Here is a 12,941-nt window from a genome sequence, read left to right as displayed (position 1 = left end):
TAAACTCTTATCTTAGATTTGTTCTACTGCCGTAACCGTAATTGAATCAATATTACCATCTTCACTTGTCGTTCCTGCAAGGTGAAGTTCAAAATCCAATGTCACAATGTCGGCAATTTCCTCTGAACCAAAGAAGTCTTTAATTTCAACCAATACTGATAATGATGCAGTCGCTGTAAATCGATTGGGTTCATCTGACTCAATATCGTCCAAGCTTACTACACTATCAAGCGAATCAACCGAAGCTACCATGACTTCCTGCACCTCAGTATCGGTTCGAGATATAGTAATATTAGAGGTATCATCCAAGTGGTCGTTAAGAGCATTAATCACGGAGTCAACAAAATCGTTCAACAAAGCGTCTTCGATTGTGTTTATATCTGGTAAGCATTCCTGTTTTTGTTCCTCGGCAAGAAAATCAGGAAGAGAGTGCTCAATTGAAAGTGCTGATAAGGGTTCCTCGAAATCCAAGTATCCCCATTCCTCAAGCAAGTTATGTACAAAGCTCCGAATGTATTCGTCAATGTTAATCTGCTTTCCGTATTCACTCTTCCATATTGAACTCATTTGTTTAAAGTCACTTCTGGTAGGGATGCAACCAAGTATCTCGTCGGTTTGTATCCCATGTTCAGGGGCATTCCCTATAGAAAAACCGATTTGTTGAGGCTGGCGATTATTATCGACTAATGAATCATCAAGCAAAAGGCGAAGAGTCTTTGTTAACCGAATCATAATCCACATTAAAGATATTTGGTCGGAATCGCCACGCCACTTGATAGTAACAAGACCGTCATTATGGTAATGAAAGATGAAATCCTGAGGAGGAGCGCTCGGCGAATAAACGTGAACTAACCCCTTGCCTACTCTCTTTGATGGTTCTCTTTCATAGACAGTTTCTTCACATAGTCGTTCTGCCCATGAAATAACATGGCGCTTTTCCTTGGACTGGAAGCTAGTGTATCCACCTCTGTAGTCACAGACAACACTTAGCCAAAACCCATTGGCATTGGATAGTGAGGCAATCTTGAGGGCACTAGAGAAGTCTTCCCTTTCTTGTGCGGTTTCAGTATTTGATTGGTCAACTGCTACGGGCTCTTCGGTATGGGATTGTAACCTTTCCTGAGTGTGTGTTAGGAATGTTACCGCCGGATTATAATTGACCCACCGGCGCCGGAATGAAAATGACCCACCTTTAGCGAATATCTCTCAGGATTGACGACCAAATCAACCTGGGAGAGATACTCGATGCTGAAAGGCGGATCTGTCTTGAGATTACACGAAATGAAGCTCAATGGAAAGAAGATTCGAGAGATTGTCAGGGAAACCGGCCATGCTCGGAACACTGTCCGAAAATATGTACGGGATGGGCAGATCCCGGAGTCCAAGGAGCGTGAGAAACGAGGGTCGAAGCTCGATCCGTTTAAAGAGACGATCGACCGCTGGATGAAAGAAGACGGATTGTTCAACTGTCAGGCGATGCTCATGCGCCTCAAGGAGAAAGGCTATACCGGTGGTGCGACGATCATCAAAGACTATGTACAGCAAAAGCGTCCGCCGTGGCAGTCAAAGGCAACCGTCCGGTACGAGACGTTGCCGGGAGATCAAGCGCAGGTAGACTGGGGATTTTGCGAAACCGTAGATGCCAATGGACGAGCCCATAAGCTGCCAGTCTTTGTCATGGTGCTGGGCTACTCACGCGCCACGTATGTTGAGTACACCCGTCGCTGTGACATTCATAGTTTCCTACGCTGTTTCGTTCATGCCATCGAGCACTTCGGCGGCGTACCCAAAATCATGCTCACCGATCACATGAAAACCGTTGTTACCGGCATGAACGACGACCGTACTCCTCAGTGGAACCGGATGTTCGAGGACTTCGCGCTGTCGGTCGGTCTGACGCCGAAACTGTGCAAGGTACGACGTCCGGAAACCAAGGGTAAGGTCGAGCGCGGCGTCCAGTTCGTCAAGGATAACTTCTGGCCGGGGCGCACCTACACGGACATTGCCGATTTGAATCGGCAAGCGATTCAGTGGTGCCATCAAGTCGACCAGCGGATTCATGGTACGACCGGCGAGCGCCCGTGTGATCGGTTGAAGGATGAGAACCTACTGCCGCTGCCATCTCCGGATCGCCTGACGAAGTTTTTGCGCGTCGAGCGTACGGTCAGTTTGGATGGGTTCGTCAGCTTCGACGGCGTTAGGTATGGTGTTCATTGGCGGTACAGCGGCCAAGTTGTTCTCGTTCGCCAAGTGGGTATGCATGTAGAAATTTGGCATCAGGGCGAGCGTATCGCGACGCACGAGAAATCCAATCTGTGGACCGGCATGGTGAGGCTGCCCGGACAATACGAGGGGCTCAAAGCTGCGGAAGGCGCTCTGAAACCGAAGCCGCTGGCCCGAGAGGTTTCTACGCCGGTAGTCGAAGAGCGGCCGCTTGAACAGTATGAAGCATTGGCGGTGATGAGCTGATGCTGGAGCTGGATCAAGTGCGAGGTCAACTGGAGTCACTCAAATTGCTCGCCGCCGCCGATGTGCTGGAAAGCAGGCTGCAGCAAGCGACGGACAAGCAGTGGACGTATGTCGCGTTTCTGATCGACTTGCTGGGTGAGGAGCTGGCGCAGCGGCTCAGACGAACGATTCAGACCAAGATGCGTATGGCGCGCCTGCCGTATCAGAAAACGTTGACGGAGTTCGACTTCTCGTTCCAGCCGAGCGTGGACAAAAAGCTCATCGACGAGCTGGCGACGATGAATTTCGTTCGCCAGACGGCGAATGTCGTATTCCTCGGACCGCCCGGCGTCGGAAAGAGCCACCTTACGATTGCGCTTGCGCTGGAGGCGCTCGCGAAGAGTATCTCGGTGTATTTCACCACCGTCACACAGCTAGTAGAAGAGTTGCGGCGCGCCCATAACGCGAACCGGCTGGATGCGAAGATGAGACAGTATCTACGCCCGCGAATTCTGATCATTGACGAAGTCGGGTATCTGCCGCTCGACCCGCTGGCAGCCAACCTGTTCTTCCAACTCATTAGCACCCGCTACGAGCGCGGCAGCCTGATCCTGACCAGCAACAAGAGTTTTGGCGATTGGGGCGAGTTGTTTGGGGACTCGGTGCTGGCTTCGGCGATTCTGGACCGTCTGCTTCATCATTCGCACATTATTAACATCCGTGGTCCAAGTTACCGGCTCAAGGACAAGATGAGAGCCGGCGTGTATGGCACGCCGCTCGACAAACCGGCCACGGATTCTGGCAGTATAACCGTCAAGGAGAATGCCCATGCGTAGGCGCGCCCGAATATGCTATGAACCGGACCGCGACGAGTGGTGTGTCGATTTGGGGCGACGGCGATACGGCCTACATTGCGGGGAATGTTTCACCATTCATTTATGGTTTCCCTGACTAGCTTTCGCTCCTCAGTCAAATCACCTGGCGAAGCGATAACAACATTATATATTTTTGATGTGGCTCCCATCTCAATCTCCACCTGTTCGATCTTTTTGTTAAATCATATCAAAGAGGCTACCTGCTGCATAGATCCACTGAAAAAGTCCGAAGTACCTCTGATGAAGGCTTTGGACGTTTTAACGTTTAGTCAGATGTCGTTGATCATATTGTTATCGATTAGGCAACGTTCCTGAAATACACATCTTGCCGCCCAGCCGACTTCTTTTATACTTTTACCTAATAAGCAGCTTTTTTTAAGCAGCAAAGCCAATGCGGTTCCCCCTGCCAGATAGTTATCTGATACAGGATCGGATTCAATTCAAGGATCTGCTTTAGAACAGATTGTCTGGTCTGGTCAATGACGTTCCAAATCAACGCATCTCCTCCCACTCTCGTCTCTCCCCTCGCTTTTCGTCTTGAAAAATTTCTTCTGACCTAATTCGACAGATTGGCAACTCAGGGTCCGATTTTGCATTGAAAATGAAATGAATAGTAGAGGAACATGTTCGTTCCTCACAGCGGCTCTTTGATAATCAAATACAATCTTATCCGGTCCGTTCCCCGCATGGCCCAGAAGGATAGCCACTTTGCAGGCGCGCCACGACCATTTTGCCGGTTCTTGTTTTTGCATGCCTTGTTAACAGAACCAGTGGAATGCGAGCGATTTTGCTCATGCAATAAATAAATGGCGGTGCCATTTAAGGCGAAGACCCATGCGTAGGGATAATGATACTTCCGTCCAGCCACAGTTATCGCAATGGGGGCGGCCTGCAGCGATCCTGGAGGAGGCGTAGAGCCTATGAGGGCAGTTAACCACTGTCCGCCGGATAAGGTTTCCAGATATGCAACCAAAACAGAGGCGGAAACAGAGATGCGTACTTCGTTCATTCTTTACGCATCTCTGATTTTCGGCATTTCATAACGAGCGGGAGGTTAGTTATGAACCAAAAGCTGATCCGATATAGCATGCAAATTGCCATGATGAGACAGTTGCTGGAGCTTTCCTTGATTACTGAACATGAATTTCATTTGATAAAGAACAAAACCCTGCGGGATTATGGCATCATTTCGGACCTGACTTCTTGATTCGCACATTTGTCGGTCTCTCCCGCTCTTATTATACTGATGACGAGTTAATAAGAATGGAGGCGAAACAATGGCACTCGAAGTAGAAGTTATCAAAGCAAGCCGGAAGATATCTGATCGAAATGCCGGAAAGTTATCGGATGTTCTTCGCGTAGCCCCTTATGCCCGAGTAAGTACGGACACCGAGGAACAATTGAACAGCTACAAATCACAAGTCGCCTATTATACTGATCTCGTAAGCAAGCGTAGCGATTGGGTTCTCGTTGACATTTATGCTGACGAGGCTGTAACCGGAACACAGGTAACGAAACGCGAAGACTTTCAACGCATGATTAACGATTGTATGGATGGGAAAATTGATATGATTATCACGAAGTCCATATCGCGGTTTGCAAGGAACACGCTCGATACGTTGAAATTTGTCCGTATGTTGAAGGAAAAGAACATTGCCGTATTTTTCGAGGATGAGAACATCAATACGCTAACGATGGATGGTGAACTGTTGCTTGTCATCTTAAGCTCCGTAGCGCAGCAGGAAGTCGAGAATATCTCCGCCAACGTCAAAAAGGGTTTGAAGATGAAAATGAAACGCGGTGAGCTTGTCGGCTTTCAAAGCTGCTTAGGATACGATTACGATCCGGCTACGAAAAAGATTTCCATTAACGAAGCAGAATCGGAGATCATACGTTATATTTTCCAGCGTTACGTTGATGGAATGGGTGCTTACGTTATCGCCAAGGAATTGACTGAGGCGGGGCATAAAACCAAGAACGGAAGAATCGAATGGCAAGACACGAGCATCCTTGGTGTCATTAAGAATGAAAAGTACAAGGGCGACCTATTGCAGGGGAAGACCTTTACCGTCGATCCGATATCCAAGCGGAGGCTGGAGAACTGCGGCGAGGAAGATCAGTTTTATGTAAAAAATCATCACGAGCCGATTGTCAGTGAAGAAGTATTTGATAAGGCACAGGCTATTCTGCATCGAAGGGGCGAGAACCGCCGCCGCGGCGAAAAAGGCAAACGAGACAAGTATAGCAGAAAATTTGCTTTCAGTAGTATGTTGGAATGCGCGTTTTGTCATACGAGCTTCTCGCGGCGGTGCTGGCATAGCGGAACCCCGCACGAAAAGGCTGTTTGGCAGTGCATCACCTCAACAAAAAAAGGAAAGAAGTATTGCCCTCACAGCAAGGGCTTGGACGAAAAGCTTATTGAGGATGCTTTTGTCGAATCGTACAAATTGGTATGCCGCAATCATACGGACATTATTGATGAGCTAATTAAACGCATGGAATCCGTATTCAGCGACCAGAACAGTCAAAGAAGGCTGAACAAACTGAACAGTGAAATTCAGGCGTTGGAACAGAAGCGCTGTAAGTTGATCGACTTGTGCCTGGACGAAAAAATCGACCGACCGACTTACGAGCAGAAGTATGCGGAACTGGATGCCTCTTTGACGGGATTACTTGAAGAGAAGACTCAGTTGGAGCAATCTGCACAAGAAGAAATCGATACGAGTAAGAGGCTGGAGCATTTTCGCAAAGTGCTTCGCACGAACGAACTCCTGCCGTCGTTTGATCGCACCGTATTTGAAAGCATTGTTGATAAGATCATTATCGGTACGGACGCCGATCCAGAGCAACTTAATCCGTACAAGCTGACATTTGTTTATAAAACGGGCTTCCAGAACAGTATTCAAGGCAAAAAGCGCGGGCAATCGTCAAAAAAGCCGTTGAAAAATGAAGGGGGTGAATTGTGTTCCTATTCCCAGCACAACACATGTAGAATCCGTTGCATTGTTGGTAAAACAGTAATGTAAATAGCAATCAAAGTTTTAACAAAGCCTAAAGAGTCGTACTAAAGCCTAAAAAGTCATGTTACGAGCCGAGCGAAATTCAGGGATCCACTCCTGTTTTTCTTCGGCTTTTCATTGATTGATGGGGGAGGAATTAGGTATAAGGGGAAGCAGGGAACGTCCTTGAGGGACAAGGGATTCAGGCGGTTTACTCCTGTTTTACTCGATCGTTTACTTCGATTTTTCCTACAATCAAACCTAATCCCTAATCCCTAATCCCTAATATCCCCTTGCCATAACACGACTTTAATTGCTTTTTTGACTCCGATGTTTTCGGTCATAGCCCTTGTTTTTTCCCTATTTGTAGTGCGACTTTAATTGCTCGAAGGTATTGGGGATAGGTAAGAGGGAGGGCGGGAAAAGGCTTGTGGCTGTAAGGCGGAGCGGCGGTTGGGCAAAGGTGACATGCGTAATACGACTATTTAGGACTTTGACAAGTAAAATGCCCTTATAATAAGGGATTTTTGGGTGCTCGGATTATTGTGTTTTCTGTCTAACACTAAGTTTGTTTACCAACTGCTTACCATTCATTTTTGCTTGAAAGCATATGCTTACGTTATGTATAGGAGTTGATCAACTCAGTATGAATTCAAATTGCTGTAGCTGTAAACAAATGGCGATCCGCTAAAGACGCCCATTATCACGGCTTGTTTTACGAATTGCCAGGCTATATTGATTACTCTGTCTCCAACTGCAGACCGGACCTCTAGCCTTCAAGATGCCTCAATGTAACCAGTTAATTAATTTGCCGATGAGCTGGGCGAAAATCAGGAACAACCCTGATTTTCGTCCGGTATTTTTCTCTACCCTTTTTCTTGGTAGCTGATGGTAGCGGAATGAGAAAAAAATTCAGTTTTGGCTGTGAGGTTGTAAATAGCAATCAAAGTTTACCCAAAGCCTAAATAGTCTGCCTAAAGCATAAAAAGTTTGCCAAAAAAGCCGAACGATAATCAGGTATCCACTTCTGGTTTTTCTCGGCTTTTTCTTATTTTAGGATAGAGGGATTAGGGGGAAGGGGAGATCCTAAACCAATTAAAATGTATCAATGGATTTCTATTTGGCGATGATCCTGAGCATGACGATAACGTTTCTGAAATACTGAAATGTCCTGAATTCATTGCGGATATCGGAAGATGCGTTATTTTTAACCGAATCTTGGAAGAAGAGTGGATTACACGATCAACTCCGTCTGTCATTTCCTTCAGAGTCCTGTTCGAAGAAATTGACGGAAGCACTTTTCCATTCAGCATAGAAGATAGAACGGAAAACCAGTGCTATCTAATAGTTAAAACATTTGATCGTCTTATTTTCCAAGAGACGCAAATCGATATTGCTAATCCGATGATTTACCTAAAAGAAGAGTGGAGAAACTTGTATTCTTGAAAGTAATTCATTGAAAGCAATTCAACTGCTGAATTGTTTCGTATAAGACTGAACGCAAACCGTTAAGTAAAAACAAGACCTCCAGAAAGGTTGGTAAGACCTTTACCCTGGAGGTCTTTCTTACAGGCTATTTCGGAACTGAATTCCTTTAGGAGTAGGTTCAAAGGCAGTTGCGTCTACGATTTCTATTGGCGATACGTTATCTCCGCCATAAACCAAGTTTCCGCGATAAGTTCGAACATACCCTATTTGGCATAGACGGTGGACTTCCTTGACGAAAGCTTCTCCATCGGAGCTGTACATGGCTTGCAGTGTTTCGGGTTGGTGTTTGCAAACAGCAGAAAAGAGTTGCTTAGTGTACAGGTTTTTCATCATAACAGTTCAACCTCCTGATAGGTTTTGAAGCGGAATGAACGCTCCTTATACAGTATAGGCGGATTTGAATCTGTTCTATCAAAACGATGGCAGAGGAGATAGATCCCAGAATGTATCACACATCAAAGGATCAAATATTATAGTGCTCGATCCGTTGCCACAGCAGGTTAATATTAGCTTATATTTTGCTCGGACATCCTGATGCACTAATTTAGAACACTTGAATATCAGATATACTGACCTTTCTTGACCTTTAGACTCCTTATTGGGTATAATTAGTAATTATAGTGTGGCAAAGGATGATGATATATGGAAAGGCACATGATTCATGTTGATGAAATTGCAGAAACGGAAAACGGGATATCGATTCGTATTCATGGTTATGACGCAGAACAAGAACGCGATTTCACTTCCATTCTTACTTATGAAGATGGGTTTCTTAGAGGCGATTGCTTAGATCCAAAAAAAGACCAGTATCAAAAGGTTGTATGACCTTCGTAAAAACTAAAGTGCTTGAAGCAATAGGATATTATAAGCAAAAGTAAATTTTTAAACACAAGCAACCGTTGTTTTCCTTTACTTGAATAAAATAAAGAGCGTAAATAATTAGTCCGAGCGAGATACAGTCACGACTTCTGTTTTCGCTCGGTTTTTTGTTGGTTGGTGGATATATAAAGCCAAGTAGGACGGACGACGGAGAGGACACGGAAGTAAGTAGCTACGAAGTATACTTTTTTAGAAAGTGGGAAGCGGCATGAGTTCTAAGTTTCAAGCTTACTTATTGGATCTCGTTGTAGCGGTATATCAAACATATATAGAAAGAAAGGGAGACAAGGAGATCATTAAGGAAGCCCCTGGTAGGGTTGTAAGGGGGACGATACCTGCTGTTGCGAGCAAGTTTGAAGATGAATTCGGCATCTTCCTTTACAAACTTCTTGGAGACGAAAATGATTATTCAATCCTCATTGATTATCCTATTCGTTTAAAAGGTGATGGAAGAATAACCCCCGATGTAGTAGTTATAAAGGATGGAACCATTCAGCTTATATTGGAGCTGAAAAATGATCTCGGATATGAAAAAGGAGATTGGAGGGAGAAGCTGAAAAATCGTATTGAACGTCTAAAAAAGGTGAATATTGTTACGTACTCCGAATATAACTCAGATTCAAGAACAAAAACCGACAAAACTTTGTATGTGCCAAACGATGTCCCTTATGGTACGGTGATCCTTTGTCAAAAGAACGGACGTAAACGAGTGTTGGACATAATCAATGATTGCAAGGAAGCAAATTGTCAGGGTGACAAGGTCCCTTATTTCATCTTAATGAAGGATAAAGACACACATGCAAATGACATATTGTTTGAAGAGGAAATGAATGACTATATGGAACGGGTCGTGTCAACAGATGTCACGAGCGATTGGATTCGGTTGGAGTTTTTCTTGTCAAAGCACTTGAAATATTCTTTAGAGTAATGAAATAGTTACTTTTATTTCAACAAAGCTGTTCAACTCTCAAAAAATTATCTATGCATAAAATAACTGGCCTCAAATTGGCCAAATCGCTTAAGGAGCTTAATCAATGGAATCAACATCTATGGAAAAAATAAAGGCATTTCATAGTATAAAAAGCTTTTTAAATGAAGAACAACAAAAACAAGTTATTAGTATGCTTGGTTTGACCTCAACGGACCTTACTAAAAGAATTTGGGGTAAAGATAACGAAGTAGAATTCATACTAATGATTTTTTTATTACAATGGTGTAAAAGTATTGTGGGCTTTGAGGAAGGTGTGGCTAAACTTACAAATACTGTTGCATCCGATTTGTATATAGAATTGAAAAACGGTGAGAAAATTGTAGTGGAAATTAAATCAACGGATAAAAAGAGCTTCAGTATATCAGAGAGTATTTTTGTGAGTAAAACCCGGCTTCGACAGTAACCCTCTAAAAGTAGGCACCTTTATAGGTGCTGTGGATATCTAAAATCCTTTAGTGGCGCTGTTTTTCGGACTTGCCCACAGGCACTAACCGAGCGAAAAAACCGAAAACCTGTAGGCACTACATTTCTGTGGATAACTGATGTTTTTCGTTGCCCTTCCTGTAGTATACAGTGTATTATGTAGTTATGTACATACGACAGATTTCTCGAAAAAACAAAGACGGCACCGTTACCCGATACGTTCAGCTCGCACACAATGAACGCCATCCTGTTACAGGAACGCCACAGGCCAAGATCCTGTATCATTTCGGCCGCGCGGACGAGCTGGATACCGTGGGACTCAAACGTTTGGCGGCCAGCATTCACCGCTTCATCGGCGAACCTCTTCCTTCTGGGTCCCCGCCGCCACGCTCCGCAACCGTGACCCTGCTGAAATCGAAGGCGCTGGGCGGCGCATGGTTGCTGGATCAGCTTTGGAAGAAGCTCGGCATCGGAGAAGCGATCACCCGGCGACTGGCAGATCGGGAATTCCGGATGCCGGTGGAACGCGCTATCTTCGCCATGGTGGCAAACCGTGTGCTTGACCCCGGCAGCAAACTCGCCATCGAGGACTGGGTCGATCGGGAGGTCGTCATTCCCGACCTGCCAGCCTTTGAAGTGCAGCACGGCTATCGGGCGATGGACTTCCTCCTGGAGTCGGACGAAAGCATTCAACGCGAAGTGTTCCATACCGTAGCCGATTTGCTGAATTTGGAGGTCGACCTGTTGTTCTTCGACACGACCTCGACGTACTTTGAAACGGAAGAGTCGGAAGAAGACGCGTTTCGCCGAACCGGCTACTCCAAGGATCACCGTCCCGACCTGCCGCAGGCCGTCATCGGCTTTGCCGTGACCCGCGATGGGATCCCGATCCGCTGCTGGGTCTGGCCCGGCAACACTTCGGACATGAGTGTCGTACCGGAAGTGAAGAAGGATCTGATCGGGTGGAAGCTCGGGCGCGTCATCACCGTTGTCGACCGCGGCTTCTGCTCCGAAGACAACTTGCGCGTCTTGCAGCAGACGGGCGGCCACTACATCGCCGGCGAGAAGATGACCTCCGGCAAACCGACGGTCGAAGCAGCCTTGGCCCATCCTGGGCGCTTCAAAACCGTCCGCGACAATCTGGAAGTGAAAGAAATCGTCGTTGGCGATGGAGAAGCGCGCACACGGTACGTGCTGGTCCGAAATCCGGATGAGGCCAAGCGGGATGCGGCTCGGCGCGAGAAGCACCTCGAAGCATTGCGTGCAGAACTGGCCCGACTGAAGGAGTTGGACGGTGATACGCATACCAAGGCGCACTGCCGCCTGCATAGTCATGTGACCTATAAGCGTTACCTGAAAATCGATAAGCGCGGCAACCTGCGGATCGATCTCCAGGCCGTCAAAGCCATGGAGCACCTTGATGGCAAGTACTTACTGCGTACGTCTGACGACACCTTATCCACGGAGGATGTGGCGCTCGGCTACAAGCAGCTTCTCAAAGTCGAATCGGCTTTTCGCACGCTGAAGCAATCCCTGGAGCTGCGGCCGGTGTATCATCGGAAAGAAGAGCGAATCCGCGCTCACGTGTTGCTCTGCTGGCTCGGATTGATGCTGATCCGGATTATCGAAAACCAAACCGGTCAAACGTGGCGGGAGGTACGCTCGCTCATGCAAATGCTACATTTGGTGGAGTACCGACTGGACGCTGGAACCCTCTGTCAACGCACGCAATTAACGCCCGAACAACAAGCAATTGTTTCGGCGCTTGGATTGAAAGAACCCCAGCAAATATGGGATATTTCACTGCTTTGAGCACCACAATTCGTAGGCACCACACGTAGTTATCCACAATCGCCCAGATCCCTTACTCCGCAGGGGATTTCGGCGATTTGTGCATCTACTGACTGTCGAAACCGGGTAAAAAAGAGTTTGCAAATAAAATGAATGCTAAATTGTATTTTGCAATTAAAATGAAAGGTTATTGGACTTTGTATAGTAGTGATTTTATGGAGGAAAATAGCAGAAAAATCTCTCTCGACAAGGATTTTTTAAAATCAGAATTGAATGAAGTTTTTGGGGATAGGAGCTTTCTCTTTCCAAAAGGGCTTAGAATAACCTCTATTTATTCAAAACGATCAGAAAAACATATGGGATTAAAGAATCATGAATATGGATTTTTAGTAAAATACAAGATTGAATATAATAAAAGAAAATTAGTTACTATTAACAGTGATAAGCACGATAAGTTTTTTCTCACATTCTTGCTTGAAAATTTACAAGATGTTATGTCAGTGCAAAGTCAAACAGTAAAAGAAATCGATTCGGATAGAACAATTATTACGGAAGAACTAACTAACGAAATGAGTGCTCTTAATTTATCAGCTTTTATTTTGTCTCCGATAAGACACTTGATGAATGATTTCGGCTATGTCTATGATTTTAATCAATATCTTACGAATCTTATTGATGGTTCAAAACATTTAATCACTCGCCAGCATATTCTATATGCAATTTCTTTTTTGGCTGAAAAGGGGTGCCCAATATTGGAGAATCGCGGAGACAATCTATATTTGTTTAAAGATATGATACGAAACTAAAATTTTTACACTTATATTCTTGTCGAAGACAAGACCCCTAAGGAATACAGGAAAAGTGTACCTTTTCAAACAACAATAATTTCTGTCCACACACCTAAATAACTGTCGTTCCTCCTAAATAACTGTCCTGCAAACCACCAAAGACTGGATACTTGTCGGCTATTTCTCCGATCAATCTCCAGTCTTTTTCGTGCTGTTCAAGGCGAAGAGAAGAAGAGCGGCAGTGGAGGGAAAGGCATGG

Annotated in this window: 13 protein-coding genes; 10 read left to right on the top strand and 3 right to left on the bottom strand. The window is 45.5% G+C overall.

The window, feature by feature from the left end:
* Window positions 1-12: 12 nt before the first annotated feature.
* A complete protein-coding gene (locus VE23_RS12510) occupies window positions 13-732 on the bottom strand; it encodes a hypothetical protein (protein WP_232316903.1) in 720 nt (239 codons plus the stop codon).
* Between the two features lie 513 nt (window positions 733-1,245).
* On the opposite strand from VE23_RS12510, the gene istA reads away from it, so the two are divergent.
* Genes istA through VE23_RS27840 form a run of 3 tightly spaced genes read left to right on the top strand, consistent with a single transcriptional unit; the run spans window position 1,246 to window position 3,399 of the window.
* Entirely contained in the window at window positions 1,246-2,469 is a 1,224-nt protein-coding gene (istA, locus tag VE23_RS12505; protein ID WP_049867149.1) for an IS21 family transposase, read from the top strand.
* Complete coding sequence (istB, locus tag VE23_RS12500; protein WP_049867150.1) at window positions 2,469-3,284, top strand: IS21-like element helper ATPase IstB; 816 nt, start codon at window positions 2,469-2,471, stop codon at window positions 3,282-3,284. Before istA ends, istB begins: the two co-directional genes overlap by 1 nt.
* Window positions 3,271-3,399, top strand: a complete 129-nt coding sequence (locus VE23_RS27840) for a DUF5348 domain-containing protein (RefSeq protein WP_442950536.1) — start codon at window positions 3,271-3,273, stop codon at window positions 3,397-3,399. Before istB ends, VE23_RS27840 begins: the two co-directional genes overlap by 14 nt.
* Before the next feature lie 558 nt (window positions 3,400-3,957).
* Here the strand turns inward: VE23_RS27840 and VE23_RS26495 are convergent.
* Entirely contained in the window at window positions 3,958-4,332 is a 375-nt protein-coding gene (locus VE23_RS26495; RefSeq protein WP_157053951.1) for a hypothetical protein, read from the bottom strand.
* Window positions 4,333-4,383: 51 nt separating this feature from the next.
* Here VE23_RS26495 and VE23_RS12495 point away from each other — a divergent pair, with 51 nt between their 5' ends.
* Window positions 4,384-4,530, top strand: coding sequence for an SHOCT domain-containing protein (locus VE23_RS12495; protein WP_049868130.1), 147 nt, complete (start codon window positions 4,384-4,386; stop codon window positions 4,528-4,530).
* 70 nt (window positions 4,531-4,600) lie between these two features.
* Window positions 4,601-6,349, top strand: coding sequence for a recombinase family protein (locus VE23_RS12490; RefSeq protein WP_049868129.1), 1,749 nt, complete (start codon window positions 4,601-4,603; stop codon window positions 6,347-6,349).
* A 1,539-nt stretch (window positions 6,350-7,888) separates the two neighbouring features.
* On the opposite strand, the gene VE23_RS12485 is transcribed toward VE23_RS12490, so the two are convergent.
* Window positions 7,889-8,143 carry a hypothetical protein gene (locus tag VE23_RS12485; RefSeq protein WP_049868128.1) on the bottom strand — a complete coding sequence of 85 codons (255 nt, stop codon included), beginning with the start codon at window positions 8,141-8,143 and terminating at the stop codon, window positions 7,889-7,891.
* 309 nt (window positions 8,144-8,452) lie between these two features.
* On the opposite strand from VE23_RS12485, the gene VE23_RS26490 reads away from it, so the two are divergent.
* The 5 genes from VE23_RS26490 to VE23_RS12465 all read left to right on the top strand — a co-directional run bounded on the left by VE23_RS26490 (window position 8,453) and on the right by VE23_RS12465 (window position 12,700).
* Window positions 8,453-8,635 (top strand): hypothetical protein, encoded by a 183-nt coding sequence (locus tag VE23_RS26490; RefSeq protein WP_157053950.1) that lies wholly within the window; start codon window positions 8,453-8,455, stop codon window positions 8,633-8,635.
* A gap of 262 nt (window positions 8,636-8,897) precedes the next feature.
* Window positions 8,898-9,617, top strand: a complete 720-nt coding sequence (locus tag VE23_RS12480; protein WP_049868127.1) for a hypothetical protein — start codon at window positions 8,898-8,900, stop codon at window positions 9,615-9,617.
* 106 nt (window positions 9,618-9,723) lie between these two features.
* The gene (locus tag VE23_RS12475) at window positions 9,724-10,083 is read left to right on the top strand and encodes a hypothetical protein (protein ID WP_049868126.1); all 360 of its coding nucleotides are present in this window, start codon (window positions 9,724-9,726) and stop codon (window positions 10,081-10,083) included.
* Between the two features lie 185 nt (window positions 10,084-10,268).
* On the top strand, window positions 10,269-11,915 hold the full coding sequence (locus VE23_RS12470; protein WP_049868125.1) for an IS1634 family transposase: 1,647 nt from the start codon (window positions 10,269-10,271) through the stop codon (window positions 11,913-11,915).
* A gap of 128 nt (window positions 11,916-12,043) precedes the next feature.
* Window positions 12,044-12,700 carry a hypothetical protein gene (locus VE23_RS12465; RefSeq protein WP_049868124.1) on the top strand — a complete coding sequence of 219 codons (657 nt, stop codon included), beginning with the start codon at window positions 12,044-12,046 and terminating at the stop codon, window positions 12,698-12,700.
* Window positions 12,701-12,941: the final 241 nt, after the last annotated feature.

It is taken from the genome of Paenibacillus sp. D9, assembly GCF_001188365.1.
Classification (GTDB): Bacteria; Bacillota; Bacilli; order Paenibacillales; family Paenibacillaceae; genus Paenibacillus_O; species Paenibacillus_O humicus.
The sequence above is the reverse complement of the archived record's forward strand: the minus strand, read 5'-3'. Positions and strand labels throughout refer to the sequence as shown.